The sequence below is a fragment of the Labilibaculum euxinicum genome, assembly GCF_009795715.1.
In the GTDB taxonomy this organism is placed as follows: Bacteria; Bacteroidota; Bacteroidia; order Bacteroidales; family Marinifilaceae; genus Labilibaculum; species Labilibaculum euxinus.
Window position 1 is genome coordinate 22,950 of the sequence record NZ_WTCR01000005.1, and the last position, 26,602, is coordinate 49,551.

Sequence of the window (26,602 nt, forward strand, 5' to 3'; positions counted from 1 at the left end):
AAAAGAGACTGAATCGGTTAATAATCCAGTCTCTTCAATTCAAAAAAATAATTTCTTAATTCGTATAAATAGGTGGAAACTTTTGAGGATTTGATTCTCTCAAGATGTCATAAATTATCTGAAAAACATCCTCGGCATTAGGATTCGAGAAATAATCTCCATCGGTACCATATGCTGGCCGGTGATCCTTAGCAGTAATAGTTCTCGGTTCTGAATCCAAATAATAATAAGCATTCTGATCCTCCAACACCTTCTGCATCATAAAGGCAGTAGCACCTCCAGGTACATCCTCATCGAAAAATACAATCCGATTGGTTTTCTTTACTGATTCAAGAATTCGACTATTAATGTCAAATGGTAATAAGGTCTGAACATCAATCAGTTCAACTGAAATATTAAAATCTTTCAATTGCTTAACTGCATCTTCTGCAATTCGCACGCATGATCCATAAGTAACCAATGTGATATCAGTTCCTTCTTCTAAAACTTCAGGTATCCCTAATGGAGTATTAAACTCACCTAAATTATCAGGCATTTTTTCCTTTAATCTGTAACCATTGAGTGGCTCAATTACTAATGCCGGCTCGTCCGATTCTAAAAGTGTATTGTAAAAGCCTGCTGCCTTGGTCATATCTCTTGGTACACACACATGAATTCCTCTGATTGAGTTAATCACCATGCTTAGAGGCGAACCCGAATGCCAAATTCCTTCCAAACGATGACCGCGGGTACGAATAATTACCGGTGCTTTTTGACCTCCTTTGGTTCTGTATTGCAATGTAGCCAAATCATCACTCATAGTTTGCAATGCATACAGCAGATAATCGAAGTATTGGATCTCGGCAATTGGACGCAATCCTCTTAATGCCAAACCAATTCCCTGACCTAAAATTGTAGACTCTCTTATTCCTGTATCTGTAACTCTAAGATCGCCGTATTTTTTCTGCATTCCTTCTAAACTCTGATTTACGCCGCCAATAAAGCCGGTATCTTCACCAAAAGTCAACAGTAAAGGATATTTACTAAAAAGTTTATCGAAATTATCGCGAAGCACTTCACGTCCGTTTACCATTTTTGATTCGTCAGAGTAAACAGGAGCACAAGTTTTGATGTTTTGCACTCTTAAATCAGTCTCGCTGTATAAATGACTGCTGTATCGTTCATGATTTTCCTCAAGAGAATTTTTAAGCCACAACTGCAACTGCGATTTTAAAGGTTTGAAGCTTTCGCATGAACTACAAATAAAACGCAGTATTTTCTTTGCTGCCGTAAAATTATCCTTTCGAACCGGATGAATAAGCTTTTTGAGATCATTTACAATTTTATCGATTCGCTCCGTTTTTTTACAATCGCAACCGGCATTCTTAACCAATTCAATCAATGCATCTCTTTCTTCTAATATCGGATCAGAAAAAGACTTCCAAGCAGCTTTTCTTGCCATTTTCACTTCTTCCAGAGCTGCATTTTCAATTTCGTCTAAGCTTTCCTCTGTCGCTAATTCAAGGGAAAGAATCCACTCTCTCATTTTTTTAATTGGATCATACTCATTTTCCCAATCGAGACGTTCCTTAGTTTTGTAACGCTCGTGCGAACCCGAGGTTGAGTGCCCTAAGGGTTGAGTCATTTCTGTCACATGAAATAATACCGGAACATGGTTTTTCCTGCAAAGTTCAACACCTTCCATATACATTTTACAAAGCGAAGCATAATCCCATCCCTTTGCCTTATAAATTAAGTAACCATCTCCATTTTCATCCTTTTCAAACCCCTTAAGAACCTCTGATATATTCGATTTTGTTGTTTGATATTTATTCGGAACTGAAATCCCCCAGCCATCATCCCAAACACTCATAGCCATAGGTACCTGCAGAACACCGGCAGCATTAATGGTTTCCCAAAAATGACCTTCGGAAGTACTGGAATCTCCTATTGTACCAAAAGCTACTTCATTTCCCTTGTCTGAAAACTCAGGGAAATTGTGTAATTCTTTGTTTTGCCGAAACATTTTTGATGCGTAAGCTAAGCCCAGTAATCTTGGCATTTGACCCGCTGTTGGTGAAATATCAGCGGATGAATTTTTCTGATTTGTTAAATTTTTCCAGCTTCCATCCTCATTTAAACTTCGGGATGCATAATGATTATTCATTAAACGGCCCCCATTAGCCGGATTTTTATCCAGTCTGGTTTCACCAAATAATTGAGCAAAAAATTCCTCACTTGATAACATACCAGATGCAAGCATAAAAGTTTGATCGCGATAATATCCAGAGCGCCAATCGCCATTATTATAGGCCTTGGCCATAGCTATCTGAGCAACTTCTTTTCCATCCCCAAATATTCCAAATTTCGCCTTACCGGTTAATACTTCCTTACGCCCCCATATACTTAACTGGCGGCTAACATTGGCAATTCGATAATCTTCCAGTACTTCAGTTGTAAAATCGTTGAATGACAAATTTTCTTTTTTTGTCTCCTTATCTTCTTTTACCATTTCCGACATATAATTTTGCGTTATTAGTCTGCAAAGCTTTTCCCCCCTGCAATTGCAAACAAAGATGTGTTAGTGTGTTTATTTAACAGAATATCCCTCAGTTAAATTTAGATCAAATTTAGCAAGAATTATTCTAAATAAGAATATTTCATCCAAGTATTTACAGACCTTTAAATCTGTTTTTGTTTGGAAGAACAATACCGAAATGATATCTTTGCCTGTGAATAATAACTACTTATTATTAATTTATTTGTATTACTAATGTAATACTCTTGTTGTTGTCAACAAATAATAAATTGGTATTATACCAAAATAATTTAAAGGCTTTTACAGCTCTTTTTTATAAAAAATTAAGAACTATTCAAATGATTACAGTCGTACTTATAACAAGCTTTCTTCTGGCAATTGGCTTTGCAGGTTTTGCTATTACTATATTGGTTAAAAAGAATGGTAAATTTCCAGAACTCCATATTGGAAATAATAAAGATTTGAAGAAAAGAGGAATTGGATGTGCTACTTCGCAAGATAAAATGGAGCAAGCTAAAGCCAAAAAATCGCTTCAATTCAAACAATTAACACTTTTAGAGAAAGAATTAAAATCTCTCTAAGCCGAAAATAAATTTAAATTTTAACATTAGATGTATAACCATCTAATTTTTCAATCGTATCCTCAGAGGGAGTATTCTAAAATCTAATTTAAAATGGCAGTGTTTTTTAAGATATTACTACTATCACTATTTTTATTGCTGCTTGCTTTTATCGGAATTGGTATTAAGTTGTTATTCGATAAAAATGCAAAGTTTACCGGTGGCAGCTGTGGTTCTTGTAACTGTACCGATCCGGACAAAGAAAATTGTGATACACAATAAGGAATTGAATTATCGGTTTTTTATTTCCCGTTGTTTGTATTATTTCATAACAACTAATTATTTTCCAAGCTGCGGAAATCGAAAACCGATAATTTTCACCCCCTCCCTATCATCAATTCAATCTACTTTATGAGTGAATCCTTTAACTTTTCGCTTACATAGGTTTTATAATTACCCAAAGAATCCGCATAAATAAAATAAGCTTCCAATAGTGAATCTTTCTCAACAATTCCAATGCTTTTTTCCAATCCCAACACCATAAAACTGGTTGCATATGCATCAGCAGACATACAATCCGGTGCAAATACAGAGGCCGAAAGAAGACTGTGCTGAACCGGATATCCTATACGGGGATCAATTGTATGAGCATATTTTTTCCCATCCTTAATGTAAAACCGGCGATAATTTCCTGAAGTTGCCAGGGCTCCGTTTTCCATTTGAACTACCTCTTGTATTTCTCTGGACATGGTTGATGGATCATCAATTGGCTTATCAATACCCACACGCCATATTCTGCCCTTATCATTTTTACCTTTAGCGCGAATTTCACCTCCGATTTCAACCATATAATTACTAACACCATTTAATTCTAAAAGATCGGCAACAACATCAACACCATATCCTTTTGCAATAGCACTAGCATCGAACATTATTCTGGGATCGTCCTTTACAATTTTCCCATTTATCAAATGTACTTTTTCATAGCCAACAATTTCCAGCAAACTATCAACAGGAATCATCTCAGGATCGAGCTTATTCTTAAATCCAAAACCCCAGGCGTTAACCAAAGGTGCAACAGTCATATCAAATGCACCATTCGTAATCCTCGAAATTTCTTCTCCTCTTTTAAAGGTTGTTAGAAAATAGTGATCCAGCACTACACTTGTATCGTTAGTGTTTACCCTTGAAATTACCGACTGAGGCTTATAAGTGGACAGAGACAGGTCGAATTCTGCTAACTTAGCCATTATGTTATCATGAAGACTTTTGTCGCCTGTATACTCGTATGTGATGTGATAGAAGGTGCCAAATATCTGCCCTTCATCGAAATAATAATTTTTACTATTGTTTTGGCACGATGATAAGATCAGGATACCAACAAGAGCGAATGAATTAAATAAATTTCTCATGACTAAATAATAGTTCGTATTTTAAAAAGGTATTAGTGAAACAAAAATAATCAAGCTTATAAAAACAAACAAGCCTCGAATTCTTCGAGGCTTGTTATATTATAAATTACGATCCGAAATCGTCAAATTCAACCATTTCGTCTGGTACTCCTAATTCATACAGCATGTTTGTAACAGCTGAATTCATCATTGGAGGTCCGCAAAGGTAATACTCAACATCTTCCGGCTCCTCATGTTTGCATAAGTAGTTGTCGTAAATCACCTGGTGAATAAATCCAGTTGGTCCTTCCCAATTATCTTCCGGCTGAGGCTCAGATAGAGCTAAGTGCCACTCGAAATTAGGGAAATCAGCAGCGATAGCATCGAACTGATCTGCATAAAACACCTCTTTTAATGAACGTGCACCATACCAGAAAGTAGCCTTACGGCCGGTTTTCACTGTATGGAACAAGTGAAAGATATGAGAACGCATTGGAGCCATACCAGCACCACCACCAATAAACATCATCTCGTTGTTAGTCTCTTTGATAAAGAATTCACCGTAAGGTCCTGAAACGGTAACTTTATCACCTGGTTTACGAGAGAAAATAAAAGAAGAACAAATACCCGGATTCACATTCATCCAACCACCGTTTACACGATCGAACGGAGGAGTTGCAATACGAATGTTCAACATTACAATATTTCCTTCGGCAGGATGGTTAGCCATTGAATAGGCACGATATGTAGGTTCAGGATTTTTCATTTTAAGATCAAACATCTTAAATTGCTCCCACTCCCCACGATATTTGTCTTCAATAATCATATCCTTAAAGTCAACATCGATTTTAGGTACATCAATTTGAATGTATCCTCCCGATTTGAAATCAAGAATTTCACCTTCCGGCAATCTAACTACAAACTCTTTAATAAAAGTAGCTACGTTTTTATTGGAAACCACTTCACATTCCCATTTCTTGATTCCCATAATTTCCTGAGGAATCGACATGCTAATGTCTTCTTTTACTTTTACCTGACAAGCCAAACGCCAGTCGTTCTGAGCTTCTTTACGAGTAAAATAACCTGTTTCTGTTGGTAATATACTACCTGCTCCGTCATGCACCTGACACTTACACATTGCGCAGGTTCCACCACCACCACAAGCTGATGGTAAGAATATTTTCTGAGCTCCTAAAGTTCCCAATAGGGTATTGCCTGGCTCTACAACCAATTTTAGGTTTCCTTCATTAATATCAATAGTAACCTCTCCCGATGGAGTAAGTTTCTTTTTTGCATACAAAAGGATAGAAACCAGTACCAGGATCACAAGTAGGAAGATCACAATACTTGTGGCAATAACTGTTCCCTGTGTTGTTAATAATATCATCTCTATTCCAGTTTTTAAAATTATGAATGATTAATCATTAATTAAGAATTAGGGCTTATCTGTTCAAATGATATTGATTTTCAAATCAAACAAATAACCTGTATTCTATAATTTACAATTATAACTCATAAATTATAATTCATAATTAGTTAAAAGCTTAGAGTTTGATCCCCATAAAGCTCATAAATGCAATTCCCATTAAACCTGTTACAATAAATGTAATTCCAAGTCCACGTAATGGCGCAGGAATATTTGAGTAACGGATTTTTTCACGAATTGCAGCGATACCAATAATAGCAAGAAACCAACCAATACCTGATCCAAGACCAAATGAAGTTGCTTCTGCCAAAGTTCCGTAGTCTCTTTCCTGCATGAAAAGAGATCCTCCTAAAATCGCACAATTAACCGCAATTAAGGGAAGAAAGATACCCAAAGAAGAATAAAGAGCCGGAGCAAATTTTTCGACAATCATTTCAACCAACTGCACCAAAGAAGCAATTACTGCTATAAACATGATAAAGCTTAAAAAGCTTAAATCAACATCTTTAAATGAAGGATCTACCCAGGTAAGAGCTCCGCTAACCAGAATGTACTTGTTTAGCAGGTAATTTAAAGGAACGGTTATTCCCAAAACAAAAATTACAGCGATACCAAGACCCACTGAAGTTTTTACCGTTTTTGAAACAGCCAGATACGAACACATTCCTAAGAAGAATGCGAACACCATGTTGTCGATAAAAATCGACTTGATAAATATATTAATCAGATTTTCCATGTTTCGATTTTTCTTTACAATTAGTTCGACTCAATTAAAGATTTATCTCTAGATCTTTGAACCCAAATAATAATTCCTACAGTAATCAATGCCATTGGAGGAAGAATTATTAAGCCGTTGTTTTGATATCCCATATCATAAAAGGCTTTCGGTACCACTTGAAATCCATAAATTGCACCTGATCCCAACAATTCACGGAAGAAAGCTACAATTATTAAAATTACGCCATAACCGGCACCGTTACCAATTCCATCCAGAAAGGCTGGCCATGGCTTATTACCAAGAGCAAAAGCTTCCAAACGTCCCATAATAATACAGTTGGTAATAATTAATCCTACAAATACTGAAAGTTGCTTACTTACTTCGTAGGCAAAAGCTTTCAATACCTGATCAACTACAATTACCAATGCAGCTACAACTACAAGCTGAACAATAATACGAATACGTGAAGGAATTGTATTTCTTAATAATGATATAATAACATTAGCAAATGCAGTCACAGCCATAACAGATAGGCTCATCACCACTGCCGGTTCCAACTTTGCTGTAACCGCCAGAGCTGAACAAATTCCTAATACCTGTACGGTAATCGGGTTGTCGCTACTCAATGGATTTTTCAGCAATTTCCGATTTTTAGCGGAGAATAATGGTTCTTTATCGCTCATCTCGTGCTTATTTTGAAGATTTTAAATACATTTCATAACTGCTTAGGTTTTCACGAAGCATTGCCTCTAAACCTTTTGAAGTAACAGTACCACCGGATACCGCATCGAATTCATGAGGATGACCAACAGCACCACCACCTTTAACCAAAGCTAAAGAAGTAAACTTTCCTGTCTCATCAAAAATTTGTTTTCCGGAAAATGGTTTCTGAAATTCAGGTTTCGAAATTTCTGCACCTAAACCAGGAGTTTCGCCTTTGTTTCCGAATGTAGCGCCATAAATGGTTTTTCCATCCTGTTCCATAGAAACAAAACCCCAAATAGGTCCCCACATTCCTCTGCCTCTAATTGGAATAATCATTTTCTCCCCAATTCCCTCTTTCTTAAAAATGAAAACCGGTAATTTTCTTTCTTCCAATTTCTTTTTGTTCTCAATTTTCAAGTCCACAGCAAAAGTTGCATCCTTATCTTCCGAAGTAATATCTCCCTTCGAATTAACAATAAAAGATTGTACAATAAATTGATTGTATAACTCTTCTGCATCTTTAGGAGTGGAAGCAATATTGACAGCTTTTAAAATGTCTTGCTTTTTCTCTATTTCGATATTCCTCGTTTGGCGCGGCTTAAGTTGCAAAGCAGCAAAAGAAAGAACCGCCGCAACTAACACCACCATAATGGAGGCATAAAGAAATGTATATGTATTGCTTTGAGTATTCATGTGATTAATAATTTATATTTTTAATTGCCACATGGAACTCGCCATATTTTACCTGTACTTGTTCCGATAAAATTTCAGTCATGGCTCGTTTCATTTTCTAATTGATTATTTGTTTAAGCACTCACCTTAACCCGTTTCAATCTTCTTTTGATATTTCCTTGAACCACATAATGATCAATTAGCGGTGCAAAAGTATTCATCAGTAGAATCGATAACATCATAGCTTCCGGGAAACCTGCATTCAATACACGAATCAAAACAGCAAGGAAACCAATTAGGAAACCATAAATATATTTACCTCTGGCTGTTTGTGCTCCCGATACCGGATCAGTAGCCATAAATACAGCACCAAAAGCAAAACCACCCATAATTAAATGCTGCCATGCCGGTATCAATTCCATATAAGAATTACCACCAATCAGGTTGAAAAGCATTCCCATTACATATCCTCCGGCAAATACCGAAACGATAATTTTCCAGCTGCCAATTCCTGTTGCAATTAAAATGACTGCTCCAATTAGAATAGCTATTGTAGATGTTTCTCCTATTGATCCTGGAATGAAACCAACAAACATATCCCAAACATTTGAAAGATGTTGTTGATAAAGAGTAACAGCTGCATCACCTTTTACATCAACCAAATTGGCCGCATGTGCCAATGGTGTTGCTCCTGAAAAGCTATCCGCTTTTTCTGCAATCCAAACTGATTCACCAGACATTTTTGATGGGTAAGCAAAGAAGAAGAATGCACGGGCAACTAAAGCCGGATTCCAAATATTCATTCCAGTTCCGCCAAATACTTCTTTACCAATAACTACAGCGAATGCAGTTGACACAGCTACCATCCAAAGAGGAGCCGTAACAGGCATTATTAAAGGTATTAGCATACCGGAAACAAGGAAACCCTCGTTTACCTGATGACCCCGCATTTGTGCAAATGCAAATTCAATACCCAAACCAACCACGTATGAAACAACGATAATCGGAAGGATTTTAATCAAACCATAAATGCAAATATCTAAAAAATCAGTATTTGCAAGCTCGCCAACAGATAGGAAATGCTGGTATCCTGTATTGTAAATCCCAAATAGTAATGCAGGAATTAAAGCCATAACAACAATCGACATTGTACGCTTTAAATCAATAGCATCTTTTATATGTGTACCGGTATGGGATGTATGATCGGGAACGAATAGAAAAGTTTCAAATGCCTCGAAAGACGACTGCAACTTTGCAAACTTCCCACCCTTTTGAAATAAGGGTTTCTTTTTATCAAGAAATTTTCTTAGTGCTTTCATTATATAATATTATCCGTTTTTTCTTAGCTCATTTCTTTAATCATCAGATCAATTCCTTTACGAACCAAATCCTGTACATTAATTTTCGATGTACAAACGAATTCGCATAAAGCAAGATCCTCCGGAGCAACTTCGTATATTCCCAACTGTTCCATTTGATCGATATCCTCAATCATAATGGATTTAACCAATTGTTGTGGAAGCACATCCATAGGTAATACCTTGTCGTACTCGCCTGTCATTACGAAAGCCCGATGCTCCCCATGAAGATTAGCATCCAAACGGTATTCTTTATTTGGTGTTAACCAAGAGAAGAATGTTTTCGACATTGAGAATTTCTGTAAACCAGGTAATGCCCAACCTAAAAATTCGAATTTATCTCCTTCTGGAATAACGGTAATTTGTGAGTCGTAAAAGTTAAGAAATCCGTCTTCAGAGATTTGTTCTCCTGTTAAAACATTGCCTGAAATAACGCGGATTTTCTCATCATCTTTCAATTTACCTTTTAAGATATTTCGTACAGATGCTCCCAAAATTGTTTCAAAATAACATGGGGTTTTCACTTCAGATCCGCAAAGTGCAATTTTACGACTTACATCGTAGATACCTTTTGTGAATAATCTTCCGATGAAAATAACTTCCTGCGGACGAATAACCCAAGCTACTTCTCCTTTATTCATCGGGCTAATGTGGTGAATCTGAATACCAACATTTCCTACAGGATGAACACCTGTAAATTGTCGTACTTCTACATTCTTAGCTCCCGAAATAATTTTACTTTGGTTCAGATTAGGATTCGTATTTAAATATAACTTTCCATCAGTCAATTTTGCCAAAGCATCAAGACCCGCCTGAAATGCCACTGCTTCATTCTCCAAAAGGAAGTCAATATCCGCGGCCAATGGAGCTGTATCGAAAGCTGAAACAAAAATTGCTTTCGGAGTATCTTCAGGTTTCGCAATCACATCGTAGGGACGTTGACGAACAAATGCCCAAAGACCACTTTTCAACAACTTTTCCTTTATCTCCTCACGGGAAAGTACGTTAGGGTCAGCCTTTTTAAACTCCTGGTATTGAATCTCAGCATCTGCTTGAATCACTACCTCTAAAATCTTTCTTCGCTCTCCACGATTTACGGCAATAACCTTACCACTGACCGGAGAAGCAAAATTAATTTCAGGACAGTACTTATCGAAAAACAGAGAATCTCCTGCTTTTATTTCAGCATCTACCTTAATTTTTAATTTAGGTGTTAATCCGGGGAAATTGGATGGTTTAATGGCGTATGTCTCAGAACGATCAGCTTTTTCAAGTACCTTTTCAGCCTTTCCTGCCAGCTTAATATCTAAGCCTTTTTTGATCTTTTTAACTTCAGACATGTTAAACTATTTGAATTTATTAATTTGCATCAAAAATAACTAATTTAATCTCTAATTCACAATCTTTACACTGATACGCGATATGTTATTGAACGCTATGCGCATCATTTTTAAGGAGTCGTAAAATTTTCGAACACAAATATATAAAGCAATTTTGTATTTTTGAAGTCATTTGTTCTATTTTTAACCAGCATATATACATATTCAAATGCATAAAAATCTAGTTGTTTACATAAGCATTATATTTCTTATCCTTCCAAAGGGATTGTTTGCATACAATTCTGAATCTGAGACCGTTTATTTCAATGAAATACTAAAAAAAAGCATCCATACTGTTCTGATGCATCCGGTTAACTGGGAACTAACAGAACCAATTATAGAACTTAATGGAGATAATCAACTCCTTTTTTCTTTTGATGACATTACAGAAAATATTCAGGATTACTCCTACAAAATTATCCATTGCACATCTGATTGGCACAATTCCGGCTTAAGTGAATTCGATTTTATTGATGGTTTTACCCAAAACCAGATTCAAGATTACGAACATTCCTTTACTACCAATGTTGGTTTTATTCATTATTCCCTGAAAATCCCCAACAACGAGATACAATTAAAACTATCAGGCAATTACATCCTTGAAATCTATGAAGATTTCGATCCTGAAAAAGTAATTATCCGGCAACGGTTTATGCTTTTGAATTCGAAAGTTGAAATTAAAGGAGATGTAAAACATCCAATTGCAATTGATTTAAGAGAAACACATCAGGAGGTCGATTTTAGTATTCTTCATCCAAATTTCAATATTGATAATCCACATGCTGATTTACAAGTTGTGCTAACTCAAAACGGAAGATTAGATGGAAGTGAGAAAAACCTAAAACCTCTTTTTATCCGTAAAAATGAATTGGTTTTTGATTACGAAATGGAAAATGTTTTTCCGGGAGGCAACGAATTTCGAAATTTTGATTTGAAAAGTCTGAGGTACCAAACCCGCTATATTAAAGAAATCACCAAAGAGAATGAACAAACAAATGTTCTGTTGACAGCTGGAAACAACCGTCATTTTAAACAGTACATTTACGAACAGGATTTAAATGGCCGGTTTTTAATTGATGTTCAGGAAAGAGACGAACCATCTACCGAAGCAGACTATTGCAATGTCACATTTTGCTTGCCGTTCGATAATGAAATTAAACATGGAGACCTTTATGTGTACGGCGGCTTCTGTAATTGGACTTGTTCTGATAAAAACAAAATGGAATACGATTTTGATACCGGCAGCTACCGCAAAACAATTTTCTTAAAACAAGGATACTACAATTATCAATACGCCTTACTCGAAAATGGAAAAAAGACACCTGACCTTACGTATATTGAAGGCTCGCATTGGGAAACCGAAAATAACTACATGATTTACGTTTACTACCATGATATCGCCCTGAATTACGATATGCTGATTGGTTACAAGACGCTTAATTCAACTGCCAAATTTTAAACCATAAATATAAGGCGCAAGACATTGCATGCAATCTACCTACCCCACAGATCTGTTTATGTTGTAAAAGCATTTCGATCTTAAAAAAAAAGAATACTTTTGACTCCGAAATAGAGAGAATAACTATCTTGTTTTCTCTTTAATAAATAAAAAATATAAATATGAATCCTGTTTTTAACAAAGGTCGATACAAATCGGACTCGCAGGTATTCAGACGATGGAGCCGAAAAGGCTATGCGGCTTTTGCCAGCATGAACAAGGAAATTACAATTTCCTGTATCAACACCAGTTATAATTTACTGGTTCCATCAACTGAGTGCGGCTTTTCCGGATTTTGCTATGTACCATTAAACAGCAGGGATAAGAATGAGACTGATGAATTGGAAGCCTTGCGCTTCGAACTCATGCAAGTTATGGTACTGCAAAACCAGAGCACAACCAAAACCAGTCAGACTGAACCTCATCAACAAACGAAAAAGGTTCTTTCTACTAATTCCTATTCCCGCAATTTTAGAAACTAAAAAAGAACCTAAGTTATGAGTGATATCAGAAACAACTGGACACACGAAGAAGTTAAAGAAATTTACGACCTGCCATTACTGGATTTGGTGAACAAAGCAGCCAACCTTCACCGCAAGTACCACGATTCTACAAAAATGAACATGAACACCTTAATTTCGGTTCGTACCGGAGCATGTTCACAAGATTGCAGATATTGTGCCCAATCTGCCCGTTACAACACACATGTAAAACCAGTAAAATTAAGCTTGGAGCAGGTTTTGGAAGAAGCCAAAATTGCCAAAGAGAATGGTGTAAAACGTGTTTGCCTGAGTTCTGCCGGCAGAGATGGGAATCGTGATGACCGTTTCAACGAAATGGCTGAGATGATTACCGAAGTAAAAAAGCTTGGACTGGAGGTTTGTTGCACCATGGGAATGATCAACAAAGAAAAGGCTGCAAAATTAGCTGATTTGGGAATTACTGCCGTAAATCACAACATTGATACTTCGGAGCGTCACTACCCTAACATCACCACCACACGTACATACAGTGAAAGACTTGAAACTCTTGCCAATTTGCAGGAAGCAGGTATCTCTTACTGCTCGGGAGGTATTTTAGGGATGGGCGAAACCGACGAAGATAGAATTGAAATGCTTCGCACGCTATCCAATCAGGAAAATCACCCTTACAACGTACCGTTGAATTCATTGGTGCCGGTTGAGGGAACTCCGTTTTTCGGAAAAGAAACCATCGGTATTTTTGAAATGGTACGTGCCGTTGCAACTGCCCGTATTCTGATGCCAAAAGCAGTAATTGCTTTTGCTGCAGGCCGGACCCATTACAGTCAGGAAGGGCAAGCGCTTTGTTTCCTTGCCGGAGCAAACTCCATCTTTTTCGGAGATAAATTGCTTACCGTAAAAAACATGACTGTGAATGAAGATCAGCATTTACTGGATACCATTGGAATGATACCAACCCGTTATCAGGAGCTGACTACTTTGGAAGAATAGAAATACCTATACATTACAATTATAAGGGATGTGCTTGAAGCATGTCCCTTTTTTCATTCTTAGGAGATAATTTTTCATTTACTTTTTCTGCCTTTCCGTCACTTTTTAGCAATTCCCCCAGCTTTTCATCCATTTATTTCACTTTTCAGTGACTTTCTGTCATCTTTCAGCAGTTTCCCCAGCTTTCCATCAATTTATTTCACTCCTGAGCAATTTTTGACTTCTCTTGAGTTATTTTCCTGCGCTTTTTACTGCATTTCCCTACTCTTGAGTAATTTTCCCGAACTCATGTGATATTTTCCTTAGCTTTTTGGTATTTTTCTGTACTGCGGAGTAAAAAATCTATATCCTGCACTGGCTGGTATTTATTTTGGATCATTTTTTTTCGCTTTCGCAATTCCCAATCTTCATTTAACAATCAAACCTGCATGATACGAAAGCAATAATTATACGTGCCATTTCTTTTCCAATTGTTTTTTCGTAAGTTCACCCCCTATATTAACCGACCCTAAACCACAAAATGAACACAAAAAACAAAACCATATCCCTTTGGGAATCCCTTATTCCTATTATTCTGCTAATTATTCTGCTAAGTGTAAATGCAATTGTTTTTGGAGATGGAGCTATTGAAGGAGCCAATCAGTTTTCACTTTTAATTGCTGCGGCTATAGGAGGATTAATTGCTCTCCGGCATGGAAAAAACTGGGATGATCTTCAGAAAGGAATTGTAGAAAGCATTAGTACCGCAATGCCTTCGATGTTGATATTGCTGTTAATTGGTTCTTTAGCCGGCACATGGATGATAAGTGGTGTGGTGCCTGCAATGATCTACTATGGATTGGAATTCTTAAATCCGAAATTGTTTTTAATGCTCTCAGTAGTAATTTGTGCCATCGTTTCGGTCGTAACCGGAAGTTCATGGTCGACCATTGCAACCATTGGAGTTGCACTTTTGGGTGTTGGCAATGCAATGGAATACAATAACGCCATTGTAGCCGGGGCAATTATTTCCGGAGCTTATTTTGGCGATAAAATTTCCCCTTTATCGGATACAACCAATCTGGCTTCGGCAATGGCTGAAGTTGATTTGTTTGTGCACATCCGTTACATGATGTATACAACTATACCTTCCATCCTTATTACTCTTTTGATTTTTCTGGCCATTGGTTTTAATAAGCAAGGAGAGATTAATCCGGAAAGCATTCGTGAGGTTCAGATTGCAATTAAAGAAACATTCACTATTACACCATGGCTGTTTTTGGTTCCTATATTGCTCTTTGTGATTATCAGCAAAAAAGTGCCTGCCCTGCCTGCAATTTTTGCCGGCACATTAATAGGAGGCGTATTTGCCATCATTTTTCAGCCACAGATTATTCAGCAAATTTCGGGAAGCGGCTCCTATATACAAGCTTGTTATCATACGGTAATGCAATCCATCTTTACGGATGTTAGTATTCCTGTTCAAAATAAAAATATTCAGGATTTATTATCGACAGGTGGAATGGCCGGTATGCTCAATACCATTTGGCTGATTTTAACCGCTATGGTTTTTAGCGGTGTTCTGGAAACAGCAGGCATATTGCACAAAATCACAGCAACCATGCTGAAAGCAGTTAGTTCCACCGGATCGCTGGTAACAACTACAGTGGCCAGTTGTGGATTTCTGAACCTGACTGCTTCGGATCAATACATTTCTATTGTAGTTACGGGAAGAATGTTTTCGGAATCGTACAAAGATCAGCATTTAAAACCTGAAGTTTTGAGCCGAACTCTTGAAGATGCAGGAACTGTTACCTCTGTGTTAGTTCCATGGAATACCTGCGGTGCAGCACAGGCTGGTGCATTGGGTGTAGCTACTGTTGCCTTCGCCCCTTTTTGTTTTTTCAACATCATTAGTCCTATAATGACCATTGCTGTTGCTTACCTAAATATTAAGATTAGAAAAACAACTGATCCTGCTGTAGAATCAGCACAAATATAAATTTAATCACAGCTTTAAAAACTTGTGAAATTCTTACCCCAAAAAAGTTTCTTTTCTTTTTTAAAAGTATGACAATACTCATTACTGATGCTTTGTGTTTTCTTTAAATTTGCAAAGAAAGAAAATAATAAATAACCCTTAAAACCACATCATTATGCCCAAAGGTATATACAACGTTCCTGCCGTAACTAACGAGCCAATTTTATCCTACGCTCCTGGATCTCCAGAAAGAGCTGAATTACAAGCTACAATTAAAAAAATGCGTTCCGAAGTGATCGATGTGCCTATGTACATTGGTGGTGAAGAGGTTCGTACGGGCAATTTATTTGCAATGACTCCTCCTCATGATCATCAGCATGTGTTGGGGCATTATCACCAAGGTGAGAAAAAGCATATCCAAATGGCTATTGATGCTGCTTTAGCTGCAAAACCAGCTTGGGAAGCTATGGCCTGGGAGCATCGCGCTTCTATTTTCTTAAAAGCGGCTGAGTTAATTTCGGGTCCTTACCGTCAGAAATTAAATGCTGCTACTATGTTGGGACAATCGAAAAATGCATTTCAGGCTGAGATTGATTCTGCTTGCGAAATTGCTGATTTCCTTCGTTTCAACGTTCAGTACATGACTGATATTTACAAACAACAACCGATATCTTCAAAAGGAATTTGGAATCGCGTAGAGCAACGTCCGCTGGAAGGATTTGTATTTGCACTTACTCCTTTCAACTTTACAGCTATTGCCGGTAACCTGCCAACAGCTCCTGCTATGATGGGTAACTGTATTGTTTGGAAACCATCTAAAACTGCTGTTTATTCAGCTCAGGTTTTAATGGAAATATTTATGAAAGCGGGTGTTCCTGCCGGTGTTATCAACTTGGTATATGTATCAGGTCCTGCTGCTTCTGAAGTACTATTCAGTTCTCCTGATTTTGCCGGTATTCACTTTACAGGATCGACTGGAGTATTCCAGGACATTTGGAAAAATATTGGTGAAAACATCCATAAATTCAAGTCTTATCCACGTATCGTAGGTGAAACCGGTGGTAAAGATTATATTTTCATGCACCCAAGTGCTCCTGCTAAAGAAGTAGCGACTGCAATCACCCGTGGAGCATTCGAATATCAAGGACAAAAATGTTCTGCTGCATCCCGCGCTTACATTCCTGCAAGCAAGTATGAGGAAGTAATGGCGTTTGTAAAAGAAGATTTGAAAAAAATTAAAATGGGTGGAACTGAAGACTTCACCAATTTTGTGAATGCAGTAATTGACGAAACTTCTTTCAACAAATTATCTTCAGCTATCGATGCAGCAAAAGCTTCTCCTGATGCAGAAATCGTGGCAGGTGGTACTTACGACAAGTCGGTAGGTTATTTTATTGCTCCAACTATTATCAGAGCTTTAAAACACGATTATATAACTATGGAAGAAGAGCTGTTTGGCCCTATCCTTACCATTTTTGTATACGAAGATGACAAGGTAGATGAGACTTTGGATATCCTTGATAAAGGTTCAATGTATGCCCTTACCGGTGCTATCTTTGCTGATTGTCGTTACGCTATTGAAAAACTAGTGAAACGTTTGACTCACACAGCAGGTAACTTCTATATTAACGACAAACCAACAGGTGCTGTTGTAGGACAACAACCATTTGGCGGTGGCAGAGGATCCGGAACCAACGATAAAGCGGGTTCTATGATCAACCTATTGCGTTGGGTTTCTCCACGTACAATTAAAGAAACATTTGTTTCAGCTACAGATTATATGTATCCTAACTTTTTAGAGGATTAATCTTAAAGATCTGATATATCAAATGTGAGATTTGAGAATAAGAAAATCAATCTTTTGATACCAAAATTGAATTGAGTAAAACGACCGGAGTTCTCTTCGGTCGTTTTTCATTTACTTAGCTTTCATCGAATCAAACTTCTTACTCTTTTACATTTCACCCCTCCTACTTTCAGACTTTCACATATTCTTTGTAATTTAGCATGCAAATAGAAACAAAATGAATCAGAAGAAAGCACAAATTATAATTCTCAGAATTGTACGTAACAAATACGTAATCACTTTTCTGATCTTTTATTTTTGGCTTTTCTTTTTCGACCAACACTCTGTTTGGGAACGAATAGGAAATGAAGATACTATTGAATCTCTTGAAAAAGAAAAGGCTTACTTTATTGAGAAAATTGAAACAGACAAGAATCGGATTCACGAGCTGAAAACCAATCGTAAAAATCTTGAAAAATTCGCCCGCGAACAATATTTAATGAAGAAAAAAGGCGAAGATATATTTATAATGATAGAAGAATAAAGACGTTGCAGGCAACGTCTTTTCTATTATTCATGGTTTTTTTCGTACTCCCTATAAATCTCCAGCAACTCCTTTGCAGAATAAATCCCTTTGGTTTCGATACCAAGATCGATGAGTAGTTGTTTGGCACAAACAACAATGCTCTCCTCATCAATAAATTGTTCGTGAACATTATTCAGGTATTTCAGTACTTTAAAAGCATTAAAAGCTCCAAAGAATTTCTTTCGAAATGATTCGACACTGGAACAGTTTCGGTTAATTTCCTCTAATGCTTCAAAGAAATTATCCTCTTTTAAATAGGAACGTACGGAACCGGGAAGATCAACAATCAATTTGTTTAAATAAGTATCGTAATCCACTCCAAAAAATTCATCGGCACGATCGAAGAACTTTTTCACATCCTTAAAAGCAGAGTAATTGTAGGTTTTGTAATCGATAATTCCTTTTTCCATAAAGGTGGAAATTGCTTTACCTGTTCCAAATGGAACCCGATCTGACTCTCTTGGTGAAGGAATAACTCTGGTGGTTTTAATCTCATAGAACTTACCCAAAGCAATAATTTTCTGCAGAAAATAAAAATCTTCACCCGCTTGCCGGCGATTCATTCCACCTTGCATGATATAAGCTTTCGCCGTAACAGCAAAACTGGAACCTACCGTATGAAAGGCGTGCGGATGACCGGCATACCGCATGGCCAACATATAATACCGCAGGTAAAGTTCGTACTGAGCAATGGCATCATAAATTGGCTGATCGAATTCTGTTCCCTCCAAAGGATGCTCGTAAAATATGTTAGCTCCATTCGCCTTTGGATGCTTTTTGAACATCTTCTCAATCTCAACAAAATAATTGGCATCACATCCCGAATCGGCATCAAAACCAGTAATAATTCCATTTGGTTTGTCAATTTTATTGAAACGGCTTACCGCCTCATCCATCGCAATTTTTCGCGCCAAACCAACTCCTGCAAATTTCTTAGGCAAATTTGGCTGATGAATTAAATAGAATTTCAACTTCTCATCCTGATGATCAGCCATCCAGTTCGTTGCATCAGCAATGGTTTTCTCATTTTGTGCAAGTATTTCTTTGCCGGCCAACTCTCCTGAATTCACAATTACGATTACTTCTGCATTGCAATCCGGACGTTCGCAATTCCACAAAGCCTCTAAACCTGGAATCAAATCAGGCTCATTAAAGCACGGAATAGTAACAATAATATTTAGTTGTTCCGAAGCTATATCTTTAATATAATCGGGATACAGACGTTGTTTTTTCAGATATTTATCAGCGAAAGCCATATTCTTATTTCAGATTTGAGATCTGAGCATTTAGATTTGAGACTTCTCCCTTCACTTTTAATGTCCATACCTCAATAAATAATAATTTTAAATTCAAGTATTCTCTTTTAATCTATAATCTCATTTCTGACATCTCAGATTTAAAAAACAAAGATATAAAAAAGGGCAGATAGCTTGCATAGCTGATCTGCCCTTAAAATATTTTGTTGTTGAAATTTACTTAGCTGCAGGTGTGTATCTGCTGTTTAAACCAGTAATTATTTCCGCTGTAATATCTAATCCATCCTGAGAAAGAAGAACATTTCCTCCTTTTGTTGTACTTAAAATTAAGCTGTAATTATGAGCAGCATTGTATTCTTTCAAATAGTTGGTAACACTATCGAATAATCTTTTGCTGTTTGCCTGTTGTTCACCCATTAATTGGTTTGAAAGCTCACGATCCAATTGCTGTAAATTCTGTTGTTTTCCAATCAATACACGCTGAGCTTCTTCAGCTCTCTCGCGGCTTAGGAATCCACCATTTTGAACTTTACGTTGAAACTCACCTGCTTCTTTCTCCAATTTCTGAGCCTTGAAGTTAAAATCAGTTCTTGAATCTTCCTGCTTTTTAAGAAATTTTTCATTCAAATCACGGGAAAAATTATAATTAGTTAGCAATGAATCGGTGTTAATATAAACAACTGCACCTTCACCTGCCACCGATTTTACTTTTTTAGAATCTGCTGACGAATTAGAAAAATGAAGTACATAAAGAATACCAACTGCTACAATTAGTACCGCATTTAAAACAATAGATAAATTTTTCATAGGTATTTTAAGATTTAATTATTCAAGATTATTTTCCGATCAGTTGAAATTTTGGAATCAGAATAAAGATTTCATCTTTATGAGCATCTGAAATACAAAAGTCATTGTCGGTAGTATTTATTTTTTTTTGATTTTGCCTAACAAATATAAGCTTAAAAAGGAGACTAAAAAATACTGTGACATCAAAATTCACATTCGGGAATCCTTGACAAACTTAAAATATTGAAATAATAATTGCTGATAAACATCATTCTTTTATTTTGGAATACTATTTACATTGATCCCATAAATTAACCCGAATAAACAATTTAAAAACCATCCCAATGTTTAATAAATTAATCGCAGCTACCCTGCCATATATGCCTAAAAAGCTGGTTTGGATCTTTTCTAAAAGATACATTGCCGGCGAAACCATCGAAGAAGCAATTAAAGCTTCAAAAGAACTGAATAAAGAAGGTATTAAAGTTACTGTAGACCTTTTGGGTGAATTTATAGAAGATTTAAGTCAGGCAACTGAAAACAAAGAGGCTTACCTTAATATCATTGAGGTTTTTCAGGAAAATAAAATTGATGGCAACTATTCGGTGAAACCTACCTTTTTTGGTTTGCTGATTGATGAAGAGGTTTGCTATCAAAACATCCGAACTGTTGTGGCTAAAGCCGCAGAATATGACAACTTTGTTCGTGTAGATATGGAAGATTCTCTCTGTGTAGATAGAGAAATTAAACTTTTCAGAAGATTAAAAGCAGAATTCCCGAACAATGTTGGCTTAGTAGTTCAAGCTTATCTAAAAAGAACTTTAGATGATTTAAGTAATATGATGGACATGCAAAACGGCAGTTCAAAATTGAATTATCGTCTTTGCAAAGGAATTTATGTTGAGCCGGAAGAAATAGCCTACAAAAAGTACGAAAAGGTAAATGAAAACTTTATTAAGGGGTTGGAATTCATGTTCCAAAACGATGTTTATCCTGGAATTGCTACTCACGATAAGAATGTTGTTGAACCCGCTTTTGAATTAATAAAAAAATACAATGTTCCTAAGGACAAATATGAATTCCAAATGCTTTATGGAGTTACTCCTGAACTTAGAAAAATGATTATAGACAAAGGTCACAGCATGAGAGTCTACGTTCCTTTCGGAAAAGATTGGTTTGGATATTCTACCAGAAGATTGAAGGAAAATCCTAAAATGGCTATGCTAATTATAAAAGCTTTATTTAACAGAGGGTAATAACACTCTGGTTTTGGCAATAAAAAAGCGGTGAAATATCACCGCTTTTTTTTATTCTTTTTTCTTTACACCGTACTTATACATTTGCTTTAAGGTTGTTATCTCCTTATCTGTTATTAAGTTATCGGGAATCTTCAATTCTCTTTTTCTCTTCATCCGCTGCACCTCAGGCAAAGTTCTTGCGACACTAACACCAACCATCATATCCGGAGGCACCATAACATGGTGCTCATTCATAATAACATGATGTTTTACCAACATGTCCGTATTCGCCTTTGCGTCCATTTTTTCCGGTTGTTTGGTAAGAGCTTCATAGGTTGCTGAATTGATATTGTTTTTAGCCCGAACATATTCCGGAGTATTTACCTTTGCATTGATAAATGCTTCTCTAAAATCACCAAATCGTGGCAAAATAAGAACTTCCTGCAAAGCTATTGTATCCTTTGCCATAAACACGCCAAACAAGTAAGCATTCTGTTTTAAGCTGTCACTCACAATAATCTTTACATCATGATACCCTACATAGGTATATTGAATGGTGTCGCCGGAGTTCACCCAAAACGAAAACCTTCCAAAAGAATTGGTAGTTCCCGCTCTTTTATCATTTACCCGAAAATGAGAATAAGGCAAAGGTGATAATTCTTCCTGATCCAATACAGCACCGGTAAAAAAGATTGAATCAGTTCTAACTTTCTGAGCACTTACATTTTCTATTATAAGCAGTAACAGAAGCACTACCAAACAACTAACACACGTTTTTTTCATCTCTAAAATTTTTACTTACTATAGGTTTCCTATTATCAGATCCTCTAATTTTCGCTTTGGAACATGATGAACCTGATTTTCATCCCGCCAATATTTTATATCTTCATTCTTCATCTCATCAATCACAACCACCTCCTTAGGTTTCCCTAAAGCAACTACTTGTATAATTTTATAATTCGAAGGAACCTGCAGCACTTTCCGCAATTCCTTTTCTTTAAAAGCACGAATGATACAACCGCCAAACCCCATCTCTACAGCTCCAAGCAGTAAGTTCTGAACTGCAATTCCATCATCGCTAAAATAATTCTTTCCTAACTCTTCATCATTCAGCATGATTACATAAGCGGTTGGCCTCTCTCCTTCAACAGGTCCATCCCAATCTGACAGGTAACCAGCCCATGCTAAAGTATCAAACACCTGGTTTCGTTTCTCATCACTCAGTACAATCTGATATTTAAGTGTTTGTCCGTTTCGCCCAGATGCACCCATCCGTGCCAGATCAATCCAATGCCGAATATTTTCTAAAGATATTTTCTCTTCCTCATAAAACCGTCGGTAACTTCTGTTTCGTAAAATAAGTTCTTTTAACATTTGATAATTGTAACTATGATTCAGTTGATTTTTATTCGTCAATTAATAACTTCCCTGTTCCTTAAATTAAGAGAATTTTCCCTATCGATCAAGGAAAACTCAAATCATTTTAGGATGTAAGCGAATACTCAAAACTACATAATTTTTAAAACAAAATTAATTTAACAGGCAACTACCTAATAATGAAAAGGAAGAAAATTTCTCCTGAAGATTTTAGTACATACTTGTTGGAAGCATTGCCGACATAACATTCGACAGAAAGGTCAAATTACTGCAATATAAAAAGCGGTGATAACTACTCAGTATATCACCGCTTTATATTATTCTTCACTTTCTTTACAATTCATCATATCGTTCTTCAATTACTTTCCAATTTACCAAATTCCAGAAGTTCTCAATGTATTTCGGACGTGCATTTTGTGTATCCAAATAATAAGCATGTTCCCAAACATCCATTGTTAATATCGGGGTCATTCCATCGGTAATAGGGTTGCCTGCATTGTTTTTCTTCATAATTCTAAGCTTATTATGAGAATCTGCAACCAACCACACCCAACCCGAGCCAAACAAAGTTGCTCCGGCTTTCGAAAATTCTTCTTTAAATGCAGCAAACGATCCAAAAGTCTCGGTAATCGCATTAGCAAGTGCACCTTTAGGTTCTCCTCCTCCATTTGGACTTAAGGCCATAAAGTAAAAGGTGTGGTTGTACACCTGTGCTCCATTATTAAAAATTCCACCTTCGGAATGCCGAACAATTTCTTCCAAACCAGCTTTTTCAAAAGCAGTTCCTTTAATTAAATTATTCAAATTGGTAACATAGGCCTGATGATGCTTTCCGTAATGAAACTCTAATGTTTTTTGACTAATTGAAGGTTCAAGCTCATTTAAAGCATAAGGTAATTCGGGCAGTTCGTGTATCATAATTTCGTTTTTTTAATTTAGTATACAATTTCACAATAATTCTTCACAAAACCAATAATTAACAATACTAAACTAAAAGACCGGCTTTCAAAAGAAAGCCGGTCCCAAAATCAAAAAAACAATAAACAAAACTAATCCTGAAAGCGTTTAGCCACTTCCTCCCAATTAATTACATTCCAGAACTCCGAAATATAATCAGGTCGTTTATTCTGAAACTTCAGATAATATGCGTGTTCCCAAACATCCAATCCTAAAATTGGAGTTCCTTTTACTTCTGCTAAATCCATTAGTGGATTATCTTGGTTCGGAGTTGAACTCACAACAAGTTTGCCGTTAGATTGTTTCACCAACCAAGCCCAACCTGAACCAAAACGAGTAGCAGCAGCTTTGGAAAATTCTTCTTTAAACGAATCAAACGATCCAAAATCTTTTTCAATTGCAGCTAATAATGAACCTGAAGGTTTTCCTCCTCCCTTAGGAGACATTACCTGCCAAAATAAATCGTGGTTAAAAAACCCGCCTCCATTATTTCGTACAGCAACTGCTTGCTTTGAAATGTTCGCTAATATATTCTCTATACTTTGCTCTTCGATATCTGTTCCCGCAATAGCAGCATTCAAGTTATTTGTATATCCTGCATGATGTTTCGAATGATGGATCTCCATTGTTCTTGTATCAATATGTGGCTCAAGAGCATCGTAAGCATATGGTAACTTTGGTAATTCAAATGCCATATTTTGTATTTATTTTAATTGTAATTACTATCTGTTTTTTTAACACTAAAACAAAGCTAATTTTTATCTGGATTAGATCCAAATAAATTAAAGACTTTTTTGTCTTTTTATTTTCAACACTCACCAAAGCCTGTCAGATAAAAGATTTTTAGTTACTTTCGTGTCTTTAACTATTCTCAAAATTCTTTCGTGAACAAACGGATTCTAAAAATAGCGCTTCCAAATATTGTCAGTAATATTACCATTCCTCTGCTTGGCATTGTTGACCTGGCCCTAATGGGACATTTGGGAAAAGTCGATTTCATTGGTGCAATAGCCCTTGGTGGAACCATATTTAATTTTCTTTATTGGGGATTTGCTTTTTTACGAATGGGAACTTCAGGAATTACAGCACAAGCATATGGTGCAAGAAATCTAAGTGAAACTATTCTATCCTTATCAAGAGCTCTTCTTGTAGCATTAATTGGCAGTATTTTCATATTAATTCTCCAAAAACCAATTGCCGATTTAAGTTTTTATGTAATTGACTCGGAAGAATCGGTTGAAACAATCGCAAAATCATACTATTACGTTAGAGTTTGGGCCGCTCCGGCAACTATTGGTTTGTACGCCTTAACAGGATGGTTTATTGGAATGCAGAATTCTAAAATTCCAATGGTGATTGCCATTATCAGTAATGTTATCAATATTGCTTTGTCGTCATTCTTTGTTTACGGAATGAATTTAGATGCCCGGGGAGTTGCATTAGGAACTGTTATTGCCCAATATTGCGGTTTATTTCTGGCTTTGTTTTTTATCTTTCGTTTTTACCGCCGGCTGTTTCGTTACTGGAGCATTCTAGGAATGATGAAAATAAAAGAATTGAAGAACTTCATTGCCATTAATAAAGACATTTTCATTCGAACACTCTGCATTATATTCGTTTTCACATTTTTTACAACAGAATCGGCAAGTACCAACAAGAACATATTGGCAGTAAATTCACTACTGCTTCAATTTTTATTCATCTTTTCCTACTTTATGGATGGCTTTGCCTTTGCAGCTGAGGCATTAGTGGGAAAATTTATTGGAGCTAAAAATCAAACCGGATTGAGAAGTGTAATTCGTCTTCTTTTTATTTGGGGAATTGGAATCAGCCTGGCCTTCACATTTTTTTATGCTACAAGCAGCAATTGGATATTATCTGCATTAACAAATAATAAATCGACAATATTAGAAGCACAAGCCTACATAAAATGGGTTGTATTATTACCAATATTAAGCTTCGGATCTTTTCTGCTCGATGGAATTTTTATTGGTGCCACAGCCTCTAAGTATATGAGAAAAACAATGATGGCCTCAACTCTACTTGTATTTATACCTTGTTACTATTTTCTGAGTGAAAGTTTTCAAAATCATGGATTATGGATTGCCATGCTTGGATTTATGATGGCCCGGGGAATATTTCAAACACTCTATTACAAAAAAGCAATCCTTCTGAAATTTAATTAATTCACACCTAATACCTCAGCTAAAGTTACCTGCAAAGCTTCCGTTAATTTTGAAACTTCATCAGCCTCTATTTTATATTTTTTACTTGCATTTTCAAGCCGGTCAACCACGTAAAAAAGCTGAATTAATTTCACTTTCTCTTCCAAACAAACATACAATACACTCGCTCCATCCCGACTCATTACATCGGGCTGATTTTTTTGATACATACGCGATATTGAAAACAAACTATTTGGTATTGAATTACAACTGATACCACTTACTTTTCGGTATTCAATCTGAAAATCAGGCAACAGCAGATTGTTTTCAAGAATTTCGTTTGTAAACGGGTATTCATTCTTATTCCGTATCCCCAAATCAAATACAGAAGAAAACTCTTTATCAGTTTCAAAACCTAAATCACCAAAGTAATCTTCAATCAAATTAATTACAATACCTGATTCAAGTTGATCTTTTAATGAAAAACACCTTCCCAAATGAATTACAACATCATATTTCTTTAAATTTAAAGCTTTACACAAATAATAGGAGGTAACACTCCCTCCCGTACCCGAAATAAGTATATCCAGATCTTTATCCTGATACTTAAAACGAGCATAGTTTTTCCCTAAATTTTCAACCAAAACCAGTTGACTAATAAAATTTTGCATGGCCGAAAATGCGCCAGCAATTATCAAAATCTCCATTGATGCAAGAACTTAGCCTAAACAAAAGCTTCGAAAAGTTTGTTATATAGGTGAAATTTATACTTATTTTGCAAGTCAAAAATGTGA

At 36.3% G+C, this 26,602-nt stretch carries 25 protein-coding genes; 10 read left to right on the forward strand and 15 right to left on the reverse strand.

What is annotated here, in order from left to right; genetic code table 11:
- Positions 1–55: 55 nt before the first annotated feature.
- Positions 56–2,500: an alpha-ketoacid dehydrogenase subunit alpha/beta gene (locus GQR60_RS07485; protein WP_225441366.1), complete on the reverse strand. Its 2,445-nt coding sequence runs from the start codon at positions 2,498–2,500 to the stop codon at positions 56–58.
- A gap of 269 nt (positions 2,501–2,769) precedes the next feature.
- Here GQR60_RS07485 and GQR60_RS07490 point away from each other — a divergent pair, with 269 nt between their 5' ends.
- Together GQR60_RS07490 and GQR60_RS07495 are read left to right on the forward strand one after the other, a co-directional pair.
- Entirely contained in the window at positions 2,770–3,099 is a 330-nt protein-coding gene (locus GQR60_RS07490) for a hypothetical protein (protein WP_225441367.1), read from the forward strand.
- Positions 3,100–3,192: 93 nt separating this feature from the next.
- Positions 3,193–3,360, forward strand: coding sequence for a hypothetical protein (locus tag GQR60_RS07495; protein ID WP_154675801.1), 168 nt, complete (start codon positions 3,193–3,195; stop codon positions 3,358–3,360).
- Positions 3,361–3,482: 122 nt separating this feature from the next.
- Here the strand turns inward: GQR60_RS07495 and GQR60_RS07500 are convergent, their stop codons facing one another.
- The 7 genes from GQR60_RS07500 to GQR60_RS07530 form a co-directional block, all read right to left on the reverse strand.
- Entirely contained in the window at positions 3,483–4,490 is a 1,008-nt protein-coding gene (locus GQR60_RS07500) for an FAD:protein FMN transferase (protein WP_124992344.1), read from the reverse strand.
- Between the two features lie 106 nt (positions 4,491–4,596).
- A complete protein-coding gene (gene nqrF / locus GQR60_RS07505) occupies positions 4,597–5,856 on the reverse strand; it encodes an NADH:ubiquinone reductase (Na(+)-transporting) subunit F (protein ID WP_124992345.1) in 1,260 nt (419 codons plus the stop codon).
- Between the two features lie 157 nt (positions 5,857–6,013).
- A complete protein-coding gene (gene nqrE / locus GQR60_RS07510) occupies positions 6,014–6,631 on the reverse strand; it encodes an NADH:ubiquinone reductase (Na(+)-transporting) subunit E (RefSeq protein WP_101308273.1) in 618 nt (205 codons plus the stop codon).
- A 20-nt stretch (positions 6,632–6,651) separates the two neighbouring features.
- Positions 6,652–7,296 (reverse strand): NADH:ubiquinone reductase (Na(+)-transporting) subunit D, encoded by a 645-nt coding sequence (locus GQR60_RS07515; protein ID WP_101308272.1) that lies wholly within the window; start codon positions 7,294–7,296, stop codon positions 6,652–6,654.
- A 7-nt stretch (positions 7,297–7,303) separates the two neighbouring features.
- Positions 7,304–8,011, reverse strand: coding sequence for an NADH:ubiquinone reductase (Na(+)-transporting) subunit C (gene nqrC, locus GQR60_RS07520; RefSeq protein ID WP_124992346.1), 708 nt, complete (start codon positions 8,009–8,011; stop codon positions 7,304–7,306).
- A gap of 113 nt (positions 8,012–8,124) precedes the next feature.
- On the reverse strand, positions 8,125–9,309 hold the full coding sequence (locus GQR60_RS07525; RefSeq protein ID WP_124992347.1) for an NADH:ubiquinone reductase (Na(+)-transporting) subunit B: 1,185 nt from the start codon (positions 9,307–9,309) through the stop codon (positions 8,125–8,127).
- A 23-nt stretch (positions 9,310–9,332) separates the two neighbouring features.
- Positions 9,333–10,688 carry a Na(+)-translocating NADH-quinone reductase subunit A gene (locus GQR60_RS07530; RefSeq protein ID WP_124992348.1) on the reverse strand — a complete coding sequence of 452 codons (1,356 nt, stop codon included), beginning with the start codon at positions 10,686–10,688 and terminating at the stop codon, positions 9,333–9,335.
- 208 nt (positions 10,689–10,896) lie between these two features.
- Between GQR60_RS07530 and GQR60_RS07535 the strand changes: the two genes are divergently transcribed.
- From GQR60_RS07535 to GQR60_RS07560, 6 genes are all read left to right on the forward strand, one after another.
- The gene (locus GQR60_RS07535) at positions 10,897–12,186 is read left to right on the forward strand and encodes a type IX secretion system plug protein (RefSeq protein WP_124992349.1); all 1,290 of its coding nucleotides are present in this window, start codon (positions 10,897–10,899) and stop codon (positions 12,184–12,186) included.
- A 161-nt stretch (positions 12,187–12,347) separates the two neighbouring features.
- Complete coding sequence (locus GQR60_RS07540; protein WP_124992350.1) at positions 12,348–12,707, forward strand: hypothetical protein; 360 nt, start codon at positions 12,348–12,350, stop codon at positions 12,705–12,707.
- Positions 12,708–12,722: 15 nt separating this feature from the next.
- Entirely contained in the window at positions 12,723–13,697 is a 975-nt protein-coding gene (gene bioB, locus GQR60_RS07545; RefSeq protein ID WP_124992351.1) for a biotin synthase BioB, read from the forward strand.
- A gap of 520 nt (positions 13,698–14,217) precedes the next feature.
- Positions 14,218–15,678, forward strand: coding sequence for a Na+/H+ antiporter NhaC (gene nhaC / locus GQR60_RS07550; protein ID WP_124992352.1), 1,461 nt, complete (start codon positions 14,218–14,220; stop codon positions 15,676–15,678).
- Positions 15,679–15,832: 154 nt separating this feature from the next.
- Positions 15,833–17,464, forward strand: coding sequence for an L-glutamate gamma-semialdehyde dehydrogenase (pruA, locus tag GQR60_RS07555; protein ID WP_124992353.1), 1,632 nt, complete (start codon positions 15,833–15,835; stop codon positions 17,462–17,464).
- A 217-nt stretch (positions 17,465–17,681) separates the two neighbouring features.
- The gene (locus tag GQR60_RS07560; RefSeq protein WP_124992354.1) at positions 17,682–17,987 is read left to right on the forward strand and encodes an FtsB family cell division protein; all 306 of its coding nucleotides are present in this window, start codon (positions 17,682–17,684) and stop codon (positions 17,985–17,987) included.
- A 26-nt stretch (positions 17,988–18,013) separates the two neighbouring features.
- Here the strand turns inward: GQR60_RS07560 and GQR60_RS07565 are convergent, their stop codons facing one another.
- Together GQR60_RS07565 and GQR60_RS07570 are read right to left on the reverse strand one after the other, a co-directional pair.
- The gene (locus GQR60_RS07565) at positions 18,014–19,285 is read right to left on the reverse strand and encodes a glycosyltransferase family 2 protein (RefSeq protein ID WP_124992355.1); all 1,272 of its coding nucleotides are present in this window, start codon (positions 19,283–19,285) and stop codon (positions 18,014–18,016) included.
- Between the two features lie 216 nt (positions 19,286–19,501).
- Complete coding sequence (locus GQR60_RS07570) at positions 19,502–20,092, reverse strand: OmpH family outer membrane protein (protein ID WP_124992356.1); 591 nt, start codon at positions 20,090–20,092, stop codon at positions 19,502–19,504.
- A 323-nt stretch (positions 20,093–20,415) separates the two neighbouring features.
- On the opposite strand from GQR60_RS07570, the gene GQR60_RS07575 reads away from it, so the two are divergent.
- A complete protein-coding gene (locus GQR60_RS07575) occupies positions 20,416–21,327 on the forward strand; it encodes a proline dehydrogenase family protein (protein ID WP_124992357.1) in 912 nt (303 codons plus the stop codon).
- A gap of 51 nt (positions 21,328–21,378) precedes the next feature.
- Here GQR60_RS07575 and GQR60_RS07580 read toward each other — a convergent pair whose 3' ends face one another.
- From GQR60_RS07580 to GQR60_RS07595, 4 genes are all read right to left on the reverse strand, one after another.
- Positions 21,379–22,092 carry a peptidase associated/transthyretin-like domain-containing protein gene (locus GQR60_RS07580; protein ID WP_124992358.1) on the reverse strand — a complete coding sequence of 238 codons (714 nt, stop codon included), beginning with the start codon at positions 22,090–22,092 and terminating at the stop codon, positions 21,379–21,381.
- An 18-nt stretch (positions 22,093–22,110) separates the two neighbouring features.
- Positions 22,111–22,683, reverse strand: coding sequence for a nitroreductase family protein (locus GQR60_RS07585; protein ID WP_124992359.1), 573 nt, complete (start codon positions 22,681–22,683; stop codon positions 22,111–22,113).
- A 336-nt stretch (positions 22,684–23,019) separates the two neighbouring features.
- Positions 23,020–23,604 carry a superoxide dismutase gene (locus GQR60_RS07590; RefSeq protein ID WP_124992360.1) on the reverse strand — a complete coding sequence of 195 codons (585 nt, stop codon included), beginning with the start codon at positions 23,602–23,604 and terminating at the stop codon, positions 23,020–23,022.
- Between the two features lie 131 nt (positions 23,605–23,735).
- Positions 23,736–24,338: a superoxide dismutase gene (locus tag GQR60_RS07595; protein ID WP_124992361.1), complete on the reverse strand. Its 603-nt coding sequence runs from the start codon at positions 24,336–24,338 to the stop codon at positions 23,736–23,738.
- A 189-nt stretch (positions 24,339–24,527) separates the two neighbouring features.
- Between GQR60_RS07595 and GQR60_RS07600 the strand changes: the two genes are divergently transcribed.
- A complete protein-coding gene (locus tag GQR60_RS07600; protein WP_124992362.1) occupies positions 24,528–25,829 on the forward strand; it encodes an MATE family efflux transporter in 1,302 nt (433 codons plus the stop codon).
- Here GQR60_RS07600 and GQR60_RS07605 read toward each other — a convergent pair.
- A complete protein-coding gene (locus GQR60_RS07605; protein WP_124992363.1) occupies positions 25,826–26,515 on the reverse strand; it encodes a hypothetical protein in 690 nt (229 codons plus the stop codon). The genes GQR60_RS07600 and GQR60_RS07605 overlap by 4 nt on opposite strands.
- Between the last annotated feature and the right edge of the window lie 87 nt (positions 26,516–26,602).